The organism is Enterobacter sp. 3U4 (assembly GCF_057224565.1).
In genome coordinates this window covers 4,704,430-4,720,935 of the sequence record NZ_CP136665.1, presented here as the reverse complement: position 1 = coordinate 4,720,935, position 16,506 = coordinate 4,704,430, and the positions used below count along the sequence as shown (strand labels likewise).

Here is a 16,506-nt window from a genome sequence, read left to right as displayed (position 1 = left end):
TCGTTGTGTTTGATTTCGACAAAATCGTCGAGCGTAAAAGCGATAAGTGCCGCAAATGGGACCATGCGTTTGTCTGCTCACGCTTTGGTGATGTTCCGGAGGGGTTTATCCCGCTATGGATCGCAGATATGGATTTCACCTCGCCGCCCGCCGTTATTGAAGGCTTCCAGCGCATCGTGGAGCACGGCACCTTTGGCTATACCTGGTGCTTCGACGAATTCTACGACGCGACGATCGCCTTCCAGCGCACGCGTCATCAGGTTGAGGTGGAGAAGTCATGGATCACGCTGACCTACGGCACCGTGTCCACCCTGCACTACACGGTTCAGGCGTTCTGCACGGCTGGCGACAGCGTGATGATGAACACGCCGGTCTACGATCCGTTTGCAATGGCGGCACAGCGCCAGGGCGTTAAGGTCCTCGCTAACCCGCTCCGCGTGGAGGAAAACCGCTACCAGCTGGATTTTCATCTGATTGAAGATCAGCTCAAAACCCACCGTCCAAAACTGTGGTTCTTCTGCTCGCCGCATAACCCCTCGGGCCGAATCTGGCGCGCGGATGAGATACGGCAGGTGTCCGATCTCTGCAAGCGCTACGGCACCATTCTGGTGGTCGATGAGGTTCACGCCGAGCACATTCTGGACGGTACATTCGTCAGCTGTTTGAGCTCCGGCTGTGCCGCACTGGACAACCTGATCGTGCTGACGTCGCCAAATAAAGCCTTCAACCTGGGCGGGCTGAAAACGTCTTATTCGATGATCCCGGACGATTCGCTGCGCCGGCGCTTCCGCCAGCAGCTTGAGAAGAACTCGATTACCTCACCCAATATGTTCGGCGTATGGGGGATTATCCTCGCCTACCAGCACGGCCTGCCGTGGCTCGACGCGCTTAACGGGTATCTGCAAGGCAACGCGCGCTACCTTGCGGACGCTATTCAGACCCACTTCCCGGCGTGGAAGATGATGAACCCGGAATCGTCGTATCTGGCCTGGATAGACGTGAGCGCCGACGAGCGCAGCGCCACCCAGTTAACCCAACATTTTGCCCGGCAGGCGGGCGTGGTCATTGAAGACGGCAGCCACTACGTGCAAAACGGCGAAAACTACCTGCGGATTAACTTCGGCACCCAGCGCTACTGGCTGGAGCAGTCCATCAACCGAATGCTGAAGCATTACTGATAAGGATCTTAACCCGATGAAAAAAGTGCTCACTCTTTCGCTGCTGGCTCTTTCTGTTTCTCATGGCGCGGCAGCCGCGAACTACGCGCTCAGTAACGACAATATTGCCCTGTCGTTTGATGATGCAAACTCAACCGTAGTGGTTAAGGACAGCAAAGCTAACCATCCTCTCACGCCGCAGGAGCTGTTCTTTCTGACGCTGCCGGATGAGACAAAAATCCACACCGCAGATTTTAAAATCAAGCACGTCGAAAAGCAGGACAGCGCGATTGTCGTCGACTTTACCCATCCGGACTTTAACGTAACTGTGAAGCTGAATCTGGTGAAGGGGAAATACGCCAGCATCGACTACACCGTTGCCGCAGTCGGCCAGCCGCGAGACGTCGCAAAAATCACCTTCTTCCCGACGAAAAAGCAGTCGCAGGCGCCTTACGTAGACGGGGCAATTAACAGTTCGCCGATCGTGGCTGATTCGTTCTTTATTTTGCCGGATAAACCGATCGTGAATACTTACGCCTATGAAGCGACAACCAATCTCAACGTAGAATTGAAAACCCCCATTCAGCCTGAAACACCGGTCAGCTACACCACATATTTCGGCACCTTCCCTGAAATCAGTCAGCTGCGCCGCAGCGTGAATCAGTTTATCGATGCCGTGCGCCCCCGTCCGTATAAGCCTTATCTGCACTACAACAGCTGGATGGACATCGGCTTCTTTACTCCTTACTCCGAGCAGGATGTGCTGGGGCGGATGGACCAGTGGAATAAGGAATTTATCACCGGACGCGGCGTAGCGCTGGACGCCTTCCTGCTGGACGACGGCTGGGACGACCTTACCGGGCGCTGGCTGTTTGGCCCGGCATTCAGCAACGGTTTTGGCAAAGTTCGGGAAAAAGCCGACAGCCTGCACAGTTCCGTGGGTCTGTGGCTCTCGCCGTGGGGTGGATACAACAAACCGCGCGATACTCGCGTTTCGCATGCAAAAGAGTATGGATTCGAAACCGTTGACGGGAAGCTGGCGCTGTCAGGTCCGAACTACTTTAAGAACTTCAATGAGCAGATCGTTAAGCTTATCAAAAACGAACACATTACCTCATTCAAGCTGGACGGAATGGGTAATGCCAACGCGCATATCCAGGGCAGCCCGTATGCCTCGGATTTTGACGCCTCCATCGCCCTGCTGCATAACATGCGCAGCGCCAACCAGAATCTGTTTATCAACCTGACCACCGGGACCAACGCCAGCCCGTCCTGGCTGTTCTACGCTGATTCCATCTGGCGCCAGGGCGATGACATCAACCTTTACGGCCCCGGCACGCCGGTGCAGCAGTGGATGACCTACCGCGATGCGGAAACGTATCGCTCCATTGTGCGCAAGGGCCCGCTGTTCCCGCTGAACTCGCTGATGTACCACGGGATCGTCAGCGCGGAGAACGCCTACTACGGTCTTGAGAAAGTACAAACGGACAGCGATTTTGCCGACCAGGTCTGGAGCTACTTCGCGACCGGTACGCAGCTGCAGGAGCTGTATATCACCCCTTCAATGCTGAATAAGGCGAAGTGGGACACCCTGGCGCAGGCGGCGAAATGGTCCCGGGAAAACGCCAGCGTGCTGGTGGATACCCACTGGATTGGTGGTGATCCAACCGCGCTGCAGGTTTACGGCTGGGCTTCATGGAATAAAGACAAAGCGATTCTCGGATTGCGTAACCCGTCGGATAAGCCACAAAGCTACTACCTGGATTTGACGAGAGATTTCGAAGTCCCGACGGGAAACGCGGCGCAGTTTAGTCTGAAGGCGGTGTATGGACGTAACTCAACCGTACCGGAGGCGTACAAAAACGCGGTGGTGATTACGCTGCAGCCGCTGGAAACGCTGGTGTTTGAGGCGATGCCGGTTAATTAAAAGGCATATAAAGATCTGCAGGCCGGGTAAGGCGCAGCCGCCACCCGGCAAAACAGGCGGCAGGGGCTTATTCCCCCTGCTGCTCCAGCGCATGCTTATACAGCGCATTTTTCTTCACGCCGTGGATCTCCGCAGCTAATGCCGCCGCTTTCTTCAGCGGCAGTTCCGCCTGCAGCAGCGCCAGCGTGCGCAGCGCGTCGGCAGGAAGCGCGTCCTCCTGCGCTTTATGTCCTTCGACAATCAGCACCATTTCACCCTTGCGGCGGTTTTCGTCTTCCTTCACCCACGCCAGAAGTTCACCTACCGGCGCTCCGTGGATGGTTTCCCAGGTTTTGGTCAACTCGCGCGCCAGCACCACGTAGCGGCCTTCTCCCCAGACGGTCACCATATCTTCCAGGCTCTCCAGCAGGCGGTGCGTGGATTCGTAGAAAATCAGGGTGCGCGGTTCCGCTTCCAGGTCTTTTAAGACGTCGCGGCGGCCTTTGGATTTGGCAGGCAGGAAGCCTTCATAGCAGAAACGGTCAGACGGCAGACCTGCAGCGCTTAACGCAGCAATCGCGGCGCACGGCCCGGGCAGCGGCACAACGCGAATACCGGCTTCACGACAGGTACGCACCAGGTGATAGCCGGGATCGTTGATCAGCGGCGTACCGGCGTCGGAGACCAGAGCAATGTTCTGCCCCTCTTTCAGCTTCGCCACCAGCGTTTCGGCTTTTTGTTGCTCATTGTGATCGTGCAGAGCAAACAAACGGGCGTTAATCGCGAAATGTTGCAGCAGCAGGCCGGTATGGCGGGTATCTTCAGCAGCAATTAAATCAACAGCTTGCAGTACGGTGAGCGCACGTTGGGTAATATCAGACAAATTCCCGATAGGAGTAGGTACAATATAAAGCTGGCCTTGAGAATTATCTGCCGTTTCGTGTTGTTTCATTGTTTCGTCCGTATTGCCGATTTAATATTGAGCATTGCGTAAAAAAAATCACTGGATACAGTATGGTACCGTTAACGTTTCTTCGAAAAAAAGCCACGCGCAGCGTGCCGCTTCTGCTGGCAGCCCTGATCTTTGCAGGCTGTGGCACCCAGGCACCTGACCAGAGCACCGCCCATCTTCAGGGTTCTGCTCAGGCTGATTCTGGCTTTTATCTGCAACAAATGTCGCAGAGTTCAAATGATACCAAGACCAACTGGCAATTACTCGCCATTCGTGCACTGCTGAAAGAGGGTAAAACCCAGCAGGCTGCCGAACTGTTTAACCAGTTGCCGAAAGATCTTAACGACGCCCAGCGTCGTGAGCAGAGCCTGCTCTCTGCCGAGCTGAAGGTCGCGCTGAAAGATTACGCCGCCGCGAAGAAGATCCTCGGGGACATTGACGTGAGCGCGCTGGATAAAAATCAGCAGGCTCGCTTCTGGCAGGCGGGCATTACCGCGGAGCAGGGGCGACCTTCCCTGACGCTGCTCCGTGCCCTCGTCGCGCAAGAGCCGCTGCTCGGCGGTGCTGATAAGCAGAAAAATATTGATGCCACCTGGCAAGCGCTGGCGTCGATGACGCAGGAACAGGCGCAGGCGCTGGTCATCAACGCGGATGAAAACGTCCTGCAGGGCTGGCTGGATCTGCAGCAGATGTGGTTTAACAACCGCAGCGATCCAAAGATGCTGAAAGCCGGTATTACGGACTGGCAGACGCGCTACCCGCAAAACCCGGGCGCGAAAATGCTGCCAACCCAGCTGGTGAACGTGCAGAACTTTAAGCCCGCCTCGACCAGCAAAATCGCCCTGCTTCTGCCGCTCAACGGCCAGGCGGCGGTGTTTGGCCGTACCATTCAGCAGGGCTTTGAAGCGGCGAAAAACGGCACGACGTCGGTAACCGGCAGCGCCGTTCCTGCACAGGCGGCCCAGGCGGCTAACGTGAATGATGTTGTCAGCCCATCTGCCGCAGAGACCAGCGACCTGACCACGGCGCAAGCGCCAGCGCAGGGCACGATGCAAAACCCGGTGACGGCCCCGACGACGCCTCCGGCTACAGCAGCACCGTCAACTACAGCACCTGCGACCCAGGCCCCGGCCCCGGCCGAGACGCAAGCGGCGCCAGCGCCTGACGCAACTGCAGAACAGCCTCAACAGCAGACTGCACAGCCTACCGCTCAACCTGCCGCGCAGCCGCAGGCCGTGGCAACCACCAGCGCCAACCCGGGCGCTGAGTTGAAAATCTACGACACCAGCTCGCAGCCGCTTGACCAGGTTCTGGCGCAGGTTCAACAGGACGGGGCGAGCATCGTTGTCGGTCCACTGCTGAAAAACAACGTGGAAGAGCTGATGAAGAGCAATACCACGCTGAACGTGCTGGCGCTCAACCAGCCAGAGCAGGTTCAGAACCGGGCCAATATTTGCTATTTTGCGCTTTCCCCTGAAGATGAAGCCCGCGATGCGGCGCGTCATATTCACGAGCAGGGCAAACAGGCTCCGCTGCTGCTCATCCCACGCAGCGCGCTGGGCGATCGCGTAGCCAATGCCTTTGCCGATGAGTGGCAGAAGCTCGGCGGCGGCGTGGTGCTGCAGCAGAAATTCGGTTCCGTCTCTGAACTGCGTGCGGGCGTAAACGGCGGAGCGGGTATCGCGCTTAACGGTAGCCCGGTCACCGCTAGCCTGCCACAGCAGCAGGGCGTGACGATTGGCGGCCTGACGATCCCTGCCCCACCAACCGACGCGCAGATTAGCGGTGGCGGTAAAGTGGATGCGGCCTATATCGTTGCCACGCCGCAGGAGATCGCCTTTATCAAACCGATGATCGCGATGCGTAACGGCAGCCAGAGCGGCGCAACGCTCTACGCCAGCTCCCGCAGCGCACAGGGCACCGCTGGCCCGGATTTCCGTCTGGAAATGGACGGTCTGCAGTACAGCGAAATTCCGATGCTGGCAGGCAGCAACCCGGCGCTGATGCAGCAGGCGCTGAGTACCGTACGTAACGATTATTCGCTGGCGCGTCTGTATGCAATGGGTGTCGATGCATGGGCGCTGGCGAACCACTTTACCCAGATGCGTCAGGTGCCGGGCTTTGAGCTTAACGGCAACACCGGCGATCTGACCGCGACTCAGGACTGCGTGATTAACAGGAAGTTATCATGGCTCAAATACCAGCAGGGGCAGATCGTCCCGGCCAGTTAAGCCGTAAAGAGACCGGCGATGCGTGGGAGTTAAAGGCGCGTCGCTGGCTTGAAGGCAAAGGACTGCGCTTTATCGCCGCTAACGTCCGCGGGCGCGGCGGCGAAATTGACCTGATCATGAAAGACGGTCAGGTCACCGTGTTTGTAGAAGTCCGCTTTCGACAGTCCTCCCGTTTTGGCGGTGCTGCCGCCAGCGTGACGCTCGCCAAACAACATAAATTATTACAGACTGCCCACTTGTGGCTTGCCCGCCATAATGGGAGTTTTGATACTGTGGATTGCCGGTTCGATGTGATAGCCTTCACCGGAAATGAGATCGAATGGCTTAAAAACGCTTTTGGCGAAGACGCATAATTAAGATTTAAAAGGGATAACGTGCTCGAAAGAATTAAAGTGTGCTTCACAGAAAGCATCCAGACTCAAATTGCCGCGGCGGAAGCCCTTCCGGATGCTATCTCGCGTGCCGCAATGACGCTGGTGCAATCCCTGCTTAATGGCAACAAAATCCTCTGTTGTGGCAACGGCACGTCAGCCGCCAACGCACAGCATTTTGCTGCCAGCATGATCAATCGCTTTGAAACAGAACGCCCGAGTTTACCCGCCATTGCACTTAATACCGATAATGTGGTCTTAACGGCGATTGCTAACGATCGTCTGCATGACGAAATTTACGCAAAGCAGGTGCGAGCCCTGGGTCACGCCGGAGATGTGCTGCTGGCCATCTCCACGCGCGGCAATAGCCGGGATATTGTCAAAGCCGTTGAAGCCGCCGTCACCCGCGACATGACCATCGTGGCCCTAACCGGCTATGACGGGGGTGAGCTGGCGGGTCTGCTTGGGCCGCAGGATGTGGAAATCCGCATTCCGTCTCACCGGAGCGCACGTATTCAGGAAATGCATATGCTCACGGTGAACTGCTTATGCGACTTGATCGATAACACGCTTTTCCCTCACCAGGATGATTAAGGAGTTCTTATGAAGGCTTTATCGACCCTCGCAGTCCTTATGTCTGCATTACTGCTTCAGGGATGTATCGCTGCGGCCGTTGTGGGTACCGCCGCGGTAGGCACCAAAGCGGCAACCGATCCGCGCTCTGTGGGGACACAGGTGGATGACGGTACGCTGGAGCTGCGCGTCAACAGTGCGCTGTCGAAAGACGAACAGATCAAGAAAGAGGCGCGTATCAACGTGACGGCTTACCAGGGCAAAGTGCTGCTGGCAGGCCAGGCGCCGAATATGGAACTCGCCTCGCGTGCAAAACAGATTGCAATGGGCGTTGAAGGAACCACAGAGGTGTTTAACGAAGTGCGTCAGGGCAAGCCAATTGGCCTGGGTGATGCCTCTTCCGATACCTGGATCACGACCAAAGTGCGTTCCCAGCTGCTGGGCTCGGACCAGGTGAAATCCTCTAACGTGAAAGTGACGACTGAAAACGGCGAAGTGTTCCTGCTGGGTCTGGTGACCGATCGTGAAGGGAAAGCGGCGGCCGATATCGCCAGCCGGGTGAGCGGCGTGAAGCACGTCACCACAGCGTTTACGTACATCAAGTAAGCCACACATTACTGTAGGCCCGGTAAGCGCTAGCGCCACCGGGCTTTTTTTTACAGCAACGCAATACTCCCCACCATCACGCCACTTAACGCCACCAGCCCAGCGGTAAGCCACAGCGCTTTCGCCGGGAATGACTTACGCAGCATGATAAGCGACGGCAGGCTGATGGCAGGCAACGTGATGAGCAACGCCAGCGCCGGTGCGGTGCCCATGCCGGCCAGCATCATGGTCTGAACAATGGGAATTTCTGCGGCGGTAGGGATCACAAACAGGCAGCCTGCAACGGCCATCGCAATGACCCACAACAGCGTGTTGTCGATAGCGCCATCCGCATGCGGGAAGAGCCAGACGCGCGCCGCCCCAAGAACCAGCACCGCCAGGATATAGACCGGGATGGTGCTCCAGAAAAGCTGCCATAGCGCCCTGCCCCAGCGGGCAAAGAACCCGCCCTGCGGCTCGCTGACGTCGAGCTCAACCGACGCGGACTCTGGCGCCTTATCCTTCACCAGTTTTTGCACCAGCGTCGCCACCACCAGCACGGTCAGCAGTCCGGCCACCAGACGAATGAACGCGAAATGCCAGCCCAGGACAAAGCCCATAAACACCAGCGTCGCCGGGTTAAGCAGCGGGTTTCCCATCCAGAACGCCAATGCACCGCCCATCGACACGCGCTGGCGGCGCATCCCTGCCGCCACGGGCGCAGCGCAGCAGGAGCACATCATGCCCGGCAGGGAGAAGATCGTTCCCAGCAGCGTACCCTGAAAGCGCGGCTGCCCGAGGTTTTTCACCAGCCAGTTACGCGGGATAAGCACCTGAATCAGTGAGCCCAGGATCACGCCTAAGACGGCGGCCTTCCAGACGGCAAGGAAGTAGACCATGGCATAGTCCCACGCTGCCTGAAGCGGGCTGGCATCAGCCTGAGCGAGTATAGATTTACCGATGCTGTGCGTTTCGGCGGCGGTGAAGGCTTTGCCGTAGTACGGCTGCCATTTCACGTACCAGAGGCCAATAATGACCACGAGAAAGAAGAGTGCGGGCTTCCACCATTGAACAGGTGTTGCCGCCTGAGATGAAGACTGACCAGTCATAGCATTCCCCGGAGAGTATTAGGTTATTAGCCGGGGGAGTTTACGCCTCGCCCTGCGCGATTTCACGCAGTTTTGCCGAAGGGATAATGTTTACGCCCGCTTTCGACGGGGCCAGCCCCTCTTTTAACATCGCCCGCGCGACGTCCCGCGCCTCAATGGCTTTCCAGTTGCCTGGAAGAATGCGAAACAGCGGAGCCAGCATCGACTCGTTAAAGCGGCGCTCGTCGCGGTGGCCGATCAGCATCGAGGGGCGCACAATCGTCAGCTGCTCCCATTTCTGCGCAATCAGCGCATCCTCCATCTTGCCCTTCACCTTGTTGTAGAAGAAAGGCGATCCGGCACTGGCACCCAGCGCGCTGACCACCAGAAAATGTCTGGCCCCCAGCTTTTTCGCCGTAAGCGCGGTATCCACCACCAGCGTATAGTCGGCGTGGATAAATGCCTCTTTGCTCCCCGCCTCCCGCCGCGTGGTGCCCAGACAGCAAAAGGCGATATCAATCGGGTCCTGCAACTGCGCCAGCGCGTCCGTCAGCTGCGGATCGTGCGGATTAAAGACGCCGGAGATGTCCGCCAGCGGTCGGCGCGTCGGGGCGGCGATGTAGTTCACGCGGCGGTCCTGAATCAGCAGCCGCAGCAGATGATCGCCCACTAGCCCGGTAGCCCCGGTAATCAAAACCTGACTCATCGTATCCCCTTTACAGAATTGTCCGTTTGCGAACTCAGCGTCGTCGACCACACTTAGAAGTCTGTTACAGGTAAGTATTTACCACAAGCGGAGAAAAATCAGTCTGAAGCCAAAACAACGGAGGAAGCATGGGCAAGAAAATCGCAGTCTTGATTACCGACGAGTTTGAAGATTCAGAGTTCACCTCTCCTGCAGAGGCGTTCCGCAAGGCGGGACATGAGGTCATCACCATTGAGAAAGAGGCGGGCAAAACGGTGACAGGCCATAAGGGCGAGGCGACCGTAACCATTGATGAGACCATCGATAACGTTAGCCCCTCAGATTTCGACGCCCTGCTGTTACCCGGTGGCCATTCCCCGGATTCCCTGCGCGGGGACGAGCGCTTCGTGACCTTCACCCGGGATTTTGTCTCTACCGGTAAACCGGTCTTTGCCATCTGTCACGGCCCGCAGCTGCTCATCAGCGCAGAAGTGGTCCGCGGGCGTAAGCTTACCGCCGTGAAACCGATCGTTATCGATCTGAAAAATGCGGGGGCCGAGTTTTACGATCAGGAGGTAGTCAACGACAAAGACCAGCTGATCACCAGCCGGACCCCGGACGATCTCCCGGCGTTTAACCGCGAAGCGCTACGCCTGCTCGGCGCGTAGCCAGTGCAGCTTCTTGCCAAAGCCCAGGGTGTTGTCGGTAAATTTCAGCTCATCGAGGCGGATTTCCCACACCGGGGCTTTTAGCGCAGCGGCAACGGGAAAGCGGCGCGTGTAGAGCTTACGGCTCGCGTCGCTCTCTTCGCCGTCCAGGCGACGGATCTCCCCTTTGAACTGCACGCCGCGGATCAGCGCGACCGTTTTCGGCTGGCCGTTTACCGTACCCGCCACCTTCGCCTGCTGGCCGGTCATCTGCGCATGACGCGTTTTGTCTTCGCTCATGACATAAAACGCCACGCGCTCAGGGTCGTAGTAGTAAAACGCGTTTGCGCACCACATTTCACCCTCGTCATAGACGCACCAGGTGACAACATGCTGCTTTGCCAGCCAGCGGTTAATGGCGGCCAGTGTTTCCATTTTCGTTCTCTCTCATGCTATGGTGCGTTCACCTTAACATACTGAATCCAATTACCGTGTGCTGGTTTCTCTATCTTGTCCGAACCGCTGATAACGCACTCTACACTGGGATCACCACCGATGTGGCGCGACGTTTTTTACAACATCAAACGGGGAAAGGGGCAAAAGCGCTGCGGGGAAAAGGGGAATTACAGCTCGCCTTTTCGGCGCCCGTCGGTGACCGATCGCTGGCGCTCAGGCTGGAATACCGCATCAAACAGCTGACGAAGCGCCAGAAAGAGCGCCTCGTGACCGGAGACGGCTCCTTTGAGGCGCTACGCGAGAGCCTGATTAAAAGCGATTGAAATGGTCGTGGTACTCGACCAGGCCATTGACGCCATTGAGCGCGTCGTCCGCCAGACGGTGTACCTGGAAAGCGGATTCCGTACCCGGCCAGCGGCAGCGCAGATCGTAATGCGCGGCCTGCTCGAAGCCTAAACGACCATAGAACGCCGGATCGCCCAGTGCAACAACGGCCGCATAACCGAACTCATTGAGCGAATCCAGCCCTTCATAGACCAGCTGACGCGCCAGACCTTGCCCGCGATAGTTTGCATCTATCGCCAGCGGCGCCATGCCGACCCACTGCAGCTCTTCACCCTGAACGGTGACTGGACTGAAGGCAACGTAGCCCACCACCTGACCTTCGTCATCGGTGGCGACCAGCCCTAGCGTAATCAGACCGTCTTCGCGGAGATCGTGGACCAGCTGGGCTTCGGCATCGCTCGCGAAAGCACGGCGCAGCAGCGCATCGATCCCCGGCGCATCAATCCCTATTTCGACTCGAATCAGCATGGCTCACCTACTGAAGTGTGTTTACTGTCCGGCGGGGCTTTCAGCCCGGCCTCAACGAAATCTGCCATTTGCATTAACATCACGCGCAGCGCTTTCGGCATCTGCTCCAGCTCAATGGCATCCATTAAATTTTTCACGTACAGGCCCAGTTCCGTGTCGCCTTCAATCACCAGACGGCGCTGGAAGAAGAGCGTATCCGGATCCTGCTTACGCGCGGCGATCATCAGCAGATCGCTGGCGTTGGCGCTAAAGCTCACATCCGCCTCGGCGGTTTCGCGGACGATCAGCTGGTCATTCTCAACGGAGGTAAACCAGCGCAGCCCGATGTCACGCACTTCAATGCTTAACCAGCGGCCTTCCAGGAATTCCAGCTCGCCATCCTGCAGCGCCTGGCGGAACTGCCAGCTCAGGACCTGCTCCAGCACCTGACGTTTAAGCGCGAACGGCGCCAGCTTGACCGGCACGCTCAGCATTGATGGACCAAATTGTACGAGACGTGAACGCAGTTTATCCAGCACGAGCTTTACTCCCTGATATCTATAGTCCTGCTATTTTGCCATATCCGAAGCGCAACATAGCGGCGTAAATCAACAAACCGTCGTCCGCCGTAACTCATTATTGGTGTCATCAATACGCCATTAGCTGCCTTAAATCAAAAATTGTCGCCTATGGGTTAATTAAAATCCCAGCTCGTTAACAATTTTGCGATCGACTACATCAGGATAAATTATGGAGCTGCTCTGCCCTGCCGGAAATCTTCCGGCGCTTAAGGCGGCCATCGAAAATGGGGCCGATGCGGTCTATATCGGGCTGAAAGATGATACCAACGCCCGCCATTTTGCTGGCCTCAACTTTACGGAGAAAAAGCTTCAGGAAGCCGTTAACTTCGTTCACCAGCACCGCCGCAAACTGCATATCGCCATCAATACCTTTGCTCATCCTGACGGCTACGCCCGCTGGCAGCGCGCGGTGGATATGGCAGCACAGCTAGGTGCCGATGCGCTGATCCTGGCCGACCTCGCCATGCTTGAGTATGCGGCAGAACGCTATCCCCATATTGAGCGCCACGTCTCTGTTCAGGCATCTGCCACCAACGAAGAGGCGGTGCGTTTTTATCACCGAAACTTTGACGTGGCCCGCGTGGTGCTGCCGCGCGTGCTCTCTATTCATCAGGTTAAGCAACTCGCACGCGTCACGCCAGTGCCGCTGGAGGTTTTTGCCTTTGGCAGCCTGTGCATTATGGCCGAAGGCCGTTGCTATCTTTCTTCGTATTTAACCGGTGAATCGCCAAATACCGTCGGGGCCTGTTCACCTGCCCGCTTTGTCCGCTGGCAGCAGACTCCTCAGGGGCTGGAATCCCGCCTGAATGAGGTGCTGATCGACCGCTATCAGGACGGCGAAAATGCCGGTTATCCAACCCTGTGTAAAGGCCGCTATCTTGTCGACGGCGAGCGCTACCACGCGCTGGAGGAGCCGACCAGCCTCAACACGCTGGAGCTGCTGCCTGAACTGCTGGCGGCCAATATTGCCTCGGTGAAAATCGAAGGTCGTCAGCGCAGCCCGGCCTACGTGAGCCAGGTGGCGAAAGTGTGGCGCCAGGCCATCGACCGCTGCATGGCGGACCCGCAGAACTACGCTCCGCAGCAGGCCTGGATGGAAACGCTCGGATCGATGTCCGAAGGCACGCAAACCACGCTCGGCGCGTATCACCGTAAATGGCAGTGAGAAAATCATGAAATATTCATTAGGGCCGGTGCTCTACTACTGGCCAAAAGAGACGCTGGAAGATTTTTACCAACAGGCCGCCACCAGCAGCGCCGATGTGATTTACCTCGGCGAGGCGGTGTGCAGCAAGCGCCGCGCCACCAAAGTGGGCGACTGGCTGGACATGGCGAAAAGCCTGGCCGGCAGCGGCAAACAGGTGGTGCTCTCCACGCTCGCGCTGGTGCAGGCGTCTTCCGAACTGGGCGAGCTGAAGCGCTACGTCGAAAACGGCGAGTTCCTGCTGGAAGCGAGCGATCTCGGCGTGGTGAACATGTGCGCCGAACGCAAGCTGCCGTTTGTCGCGGGCCATGCCCTGAACTGTTACAACGCCGTGACCCTGCGCCTGCTGCTCAAACAGGGGATGACGCGCTGGTGCATGCCGGTGGAACTCTCCCGCGACTGGCTGGCAAACCTGCTCACGCAGTGTGAAGAGCTCGGCATTCGCAATCAGTTTGAAGTGGAAGTGCTGAGCTACGGGCATCTGCCGCTGGCCTACTCCGCCCGCTGCTTCACCGCGCGCTCGGAAGATCGCCCGAAAGACGAGTGCGAAACCTGCTGCATTAAGTATCCGAACGGGCGCAGCATGCTTTCGCAGGAGAATCAGCAGGTGTTTGTCCTCAACGGTATTCAGACCATGAGCGGCTATGTTTATAACCTCGGCAACGAGCTGGCGTCGATGGACGGTCTGGTGGATATGGTTCGGCTGTCGCCGCTGGATACCGGCGTGTTTGCGATGCTGGATGCCTTCCGCGCCAACGAAAACGGCGCCGCTCCGCTGCCGCTGACGGCAAACAGCGACTGCAACGGCTACTGGAAGCGTCTGGCCGGGCTGGAGCTGCAGGCGTAAAAAAGGCTCACTTTGTTAACAACGGTTATCATTTTTTAATGCAGTATTAAAGATTCACCGTCGACAAAGTGAGCTGTTATGACTGACAAAACCCTTCCGTTTTCGGTGCTGGATCTGGCGCCGATCCCACAAGGCGCCTCGGCAAGAGAAGCCTTTTCGCACTCTCTGGATCTGGCTCAGCTGGCCGAAAAGCGTGGCTATCACCGCTACTGGCTGGCCGAGCACCACAACATGGTGGGCATTGCCAGCGCCGCCACATCGGTACTGATTGGCTATTTAGCCGCAAACACCACGACTTTACATCTTGGTTCGGGTGGCGTGATGTTACCTAACCACGCACCGCTGGTGATTGCCGAGCAGTTTGGCACCCTGAATACCCTCTATCCGGGGCGTATTGATTTGGGCCTTGGTCGTGCGCCCGGCAGCGACCAGCCGACCATGCGCGCCCTGCGCCGCCATATGAGCGGCGATATCGACAACTTCCCGCGCGATGTGGCCGAACTGGTGGACTGGTTCGACGCGCGCGATCCGAACCCGCACGTGCGCCCGGTACCGGGCTACGGTGAGAAGATCCCGGTATGGCTGTTAGGCTCAAGCCTCTACAGCGCGCAGCTCGCCGCCCAGCTGGGGCTGCCGTTTGCGTTTGCCTCGCACTTCGCGCCGGATATGCTGCATCAGGCGCTGCATCTTTACCGCACGCACTTCAAACCGTCCGAGCGTCTGGAGAAGCCGTACGCGATGGTGTGCATCAACATCATTGCTGCCGACAGCAATCGCGACGCGGAATTCCTGTTCACCTCTATGCAGCAGGCGTTTGTGAAGCTGCGCCGCGGTGAGACGGGCCAGCTTCCGCCGCCGGTGGAGAATATGCATCAGCTGTGGTCAGCTTCAGAGCAGTATGGCGTTCAGCAGGCGCTGAGCATGTCGCTGGTAGGCGATAAAGCGAAAGTGCGTCACGGGCTGGAGGCGGTGCTGCGCGAAACGCAGGCGGATGAAATTATGGTTAACGGCCAGATTTTCGATCACCAGGCGCGATTGCATTCGTTTGATTTGGCCATGCAGGTGAAAGAAGAGCTGGTAGGGTAGTTTTTTTGCCGGATGGCGGCTTCGCCTTATCCGGCCTACGGTTTTCTCCCTCTCCCTTCGGGAGAGGGGCGGGGTGAGGGGATCAGGCCGCACGATTTAATGGTAAACAGGCAGCAGGTTAAAACTCGACAGCACGTGGACCAGCGCGTTACCAACACCAAACACCAGTATCAGTGCAATCATTGGCTTGCCTCCCCAGACGCGGAATTTCGGGCTGCCGAAGCGTTTACGTGATTTACGTGCCAGCAGCGCCGGCACAATCGCCGCCCAGATGGTTGCCGCCAGTCCGGCATAGCCGATGGCGTACAGGAAGCCATTCGGCCACAGCAGACCACCCACAATCGGCGGCAGGAAGGTCAGCAGCGCAGTTTTAAAGCGCCCCATCGCAGAATCGTCAAAGCCGAACAGATCCGCCAGATAGTCGAACAGCCCCAGGGTCACACCGAGGAAAGAGCTCGCCACCGCAAAGTTAGAGAAGATAACCAGCAGCAGATCCAGGCTGCGGCTGTTCAGCACGCCGCTCAGGGCCTGTACCAATACGTCAATGTTACCGCCCTTCTGGGCAATGCCGATAAATTCCGGACGCGGGATGTTGCCCATCGTCCCCAGCAGCCAAATCACATACAGACCCAGCGCCAACAGCGTGCCGTAGACCAGACACTTCACAATGGTGCGCGGATCTTTGCCGTAGTACTTCATCAGGCTCGGCACGTTGCCGTGGTAGCCGAACGACGCCAGACAGAACGGCAGCGTCATCAGAAGGTACGGCGTGTAGGAAGTGTTCACTTCGGCGACGTTAAACAGCGTGGCGGGCGTCACGTGCCCCAGCAGGCTGCCGAAGGTCAGGAAGAAGGTGATGACCTTCGCGCCTAATACGATTGCCGTCATGCGGCTCACCGCTTTAGTACTCATCCAGACGATAAACGCCACGGCCAGAGCAAAACAGAGCCCCGCCACACGCGCCGGAACGTTCAGTGACATCTCCGAGAAGGTGTGATGAAGAATCGAGCCGCTCGCCGAGATATACGCATAGGTCAGGATATAGAGCACAAAGGCGATGGAAAGCCCGTTCACCAGGTTCCAGCCTTTGCCCAGCAGATCTTTGGTGATGGTGTCGAAGCTGGAGCCAATGCGATAGTTCAGGTTGGCTTCAAGGATCATCAGCCCGGAATGGAGCATGCAGAACCAGGTGAAGACCAGCGCAGCCAGCGACCAGAAGAACCACGCACCGGACATGACCACGGGCAGGGAAAACATCCCGGCACCAATGATTGTTCCGCCGATGATCACCACGCCGCCAAGCAGCGAAGGTGACGTTTGGGTGGTGGTTAGTGTCGCCATACAG

The 16,506-nt window shown here is 57.6% G+C and carries 18 protein-coding genes; 11 read left to right on the top strand and 7 right to left on the bottom strand.

Features of this window, described 5'->3' with window-relative positions:
* Positions 1-5 precede the first annotated feature (5 nt).
* Positions 6-1,178, top strand: a complete 1,173-nt coding sequence (locus RVY89_RS22510) for a MalY/PatB family protein (protein WP_484826473.1) — start codon at positions 6-8, stop codon at positions 1,176-1,178.
* 16 nt (positions 1,179-1,194) lie between these two features.
* Complete coding sequence (locus RVY89_RS22505) at positions 1,195-3,084, top strand: enterotoxin (protein WP_484826472.1); 1,890 nt, start codon at positions 1,195-1,197, stop codon at positions 3,082-3,084.
* 67 nt (positions 3,085-3,151) lie between these two features.
* Here the strand turns inward: RVY89_RS22505 and rsmI are convergent, their stop codons facing one another.
* Positions 3,152-4,015, bottom strand: coding sequence for a 16S rRNA (cytidine(1402)-2'-O)-methyltransferase (gene rsmI / locus RVY89_RS22500; RefSeq protein ID WP_133295191.1), 864 nt, complete (start codon positions 4,013-4,015; stop codon positions 3,152-3,154).
* A gap of 62 nt (positions 4,016-4,077) precedes the next feature.
* Here rsmI and RVY89_RS22495 point away from each other — a divergent pair, with 62 nt between their 5' ends.
* From RVY89_RS22495 to dolP, 4 genes are read left to right on the top strand one after another with little or no spacing between them, the layout of a single operon-like run.
* Positions 4,078-6,246, top strand: coding sequence for a penicillin-binding protein activator (locus RVY89_RS22495; RefSeq protein WP_484826471.1), 2,169 nt, complete (start codon positions 4,078-4,080; stop codon positions 6,244-6,246).
* Positions 6,204-6,599, top strand: a complete 396-nt coding sequence (locus RVY89_RS22490) for a YraN family protein (protein WP_111964949.1) — start codon at positions 6,204-6,206, stop codon at positions 6,597-6,599. The genes RVY89_RS22495 and RVY89_RS22490 overlap by 43 nt, the downstream gene beginning before the upstream one ends.
* A 21-nt stretch (positions 6,600-6,620) precedes the next feature.
* Complete coding sequence (gene diaA, locus RVY89_RS22485; protein ID WP_003861754.1) at positions 6,621-7,211, top strand: DnaA initiator-associating protein DiaA; 591 nt, start codon at positions 6,621-6,623, stop codon at positions 7,209-7,211.
* Between the two features lie 9 nt (positions 7,212-7,220).
* Positions 7,221-7,796: a division/outer membrane stress-associated lipid-binding lipoprotein gene (gene dolP, locus RVY89_RS22480; RefSeq protein ID WP_024906379.1), complete on the top strand. Its 576-nt coding sequence runs from the start codon at positions 7,221-7,223 to the stop codon at positions 7,794-7,796.
* Between the two features lie 50 nt (positions 7,797-7,846).
* On the opposite strand, the gene RVY89_RS22475 is transcribed toward dolP, so the two are convergent.
* The gene (locus tag RVY89_RS22475) at positions 7,847-8,884 is read right to left on the bottom strand and encodes a permease (protein WP_484826470.1); all 1,038 of its coding nucleotides are present in this window, start codon (positions 8,882-8,884) and stop codon (positions 7,847-7,849) included.
* Positions 8,885-8,924: 40 nt separating this feature from the next.
* Positions 8,925-9,569 carry an NAD(P)H-binding protein gene (locus tag RVY89_RS22470; protein WP_484826469.1) on the bottom strand — a complete coding sequence of 215 codons (645 nt, stop codon included), beginning with the start codon at positions 9,567-9,569 and terminating at the stop codon, positions 8,925-8,927.
* 128 nt (positions 9,570-9,697) lie between these two features.
* On the opposite strand from RVY89_RS22470, the gene RVY89_RS22465 reads away from it, so the two are divergent.
* Positions 9,698-10,216: a type 1 glutamine amidotransferase domain-containing protein gene (locus tag RVY89_RS22465; RefSeq protein ID WP_023333577.1), complete on the top strand. Its 519-nt coding sequence runs from the start codon at positions 9,698-9,700 to the stop codon at positions 10,214-10,216.
* On the opposite strand, the gene RVY89_RS22460 is transcribed toward RVY89_RS22465, so the two are convergent.
* Positions 10,196-10,630, bottom strand: a complete 435-nt coding sequence (locus RVY89_RS22460; RefSeq protein ID WP_484826468.1) for a YhbP family protein — start codon at positions 10,628-10,630, stop codon at positions 10,196-10,198. The genes RVY89_RS22465 and RVY89_RS22460 overlap by 21 nt on opposite strands.
* A gap of 14 nt (positions 10,631-10,644) precedes the next feature.
* Between RVY89_RS22460 and RVY89_RS22455 the strand changes: the two genes are divergently transcribed.
* The gene (locus RVY89_RS22455; protein ID WP_484826467.1) at positions 10,645-10,974 is read left to right on the top strand and encodes a GIY-YIG nuclease family protein; all 330 of its coding nucleotides are present in this window, start codon (positions 10,645-10,647) and stop codon (positions 10,972-10,974) included.
* On the opposite strand, the gene RVY89_RS22450 is transcribed toward RVY89_RS22455, so the two are convergent.
* Together RVY89_RS22450 and ubiT are read right to left on the bottom strand one after the other, a co-directional pair.
* Positions 10,961-11,464, bottom strand: coding sequence for a GNAT family N-acetyltransferase (locus RVY89_RS22450; protein WP_484826466.1), 504 nt, complete (start codon positions 11,462-11,464; stop codon positions 10,961-10,963). The genes RVY89_RS22455 and RVY89_RS22450 overlap by 14 nt on opposite strands.
* A complete protein-coding gene (gene ubiT, locus RVY89_RS22445) occupies positions 11,458-11,982 on the bottom strand; it encodes a ubiquinone anaerobic biosynthesis accessory factor UbiT (protein WP_045910093.1) in 525 nt (174 codons plus the stop codon). Before ubiT ends, RVY89_RS22450 begins: the two co-directional genes overlap by 7 nt.
* A 211-nt stretch (positions 11,983-12,193) precedes the next feature.
* On the opposite strand from ubiT, the gene ubiU reads away from it, so the two are divergent.
* The 3 genes from ubiU to RVY89_RS22430 all read left to right on the top strand — a co-directional run bounded on the left by ubiU (position 12,194) and on the right by RVY89_RS22430 (position 15,161).
* Positions 12,194-13,189 (top strand): ubiquinone anaerobic biosynthesis protein UbiU, encoded by a 996-nt coding sequence (gene ubiU, locus RVY89_RS22440; protein ID WP_021242249.1) that lies wholly within the window; start codon positions 12,194-12,196, stop codon positions 13,187-13,189.
* A gap of 7 nt (positions 13,190-13,196) precedes the next feature.
* Positions 13,197-14,075 carry a U32 family peptidase gene (locus tag RVY89_RS22435; protein WP_371899170.1) on the top strand — a complete coding sequence of 293 codons (879 nt, stop codon included), beginning with the start codon at positions 13,197-13,199 and terminating at the stop codon, positions 14,073-14,075.
* A gap of 78 nt (positions 14,076-14,153) precedes the next feature.
* Positions 14,154-15,161 carry a luciferase-like monooxygenase gene (locus RVY89_RS22430; RefSeq protein ID WP_008501479.1) on the top strand — a complete coding sequence of 336 codons (1,008 nt, stop codon included), beginning with the start codon at positions 14,154-14,156 and terminating at the stop codon, positions 15,159-15,161.
* A gap of 96 nt (positions 15,162-15,257) precedes the next feature.
* On the opposite strand, the gene mtr is transcribed toward RVY89_RS22430, so the two are convergent.
* On the bottom strand, positions 15,258-16,502 hold the full coding sequence (gene mtr, locus RVY89_RS22425; protein WP_484826465.1) for a tryptophan permease: 1,245 nt from the start codon (positions 16,500-16,502) through the stop codon (positions 15,258-15,260).
* Positions 16,503-16,506: the final 4 nt, after the last annotated feature.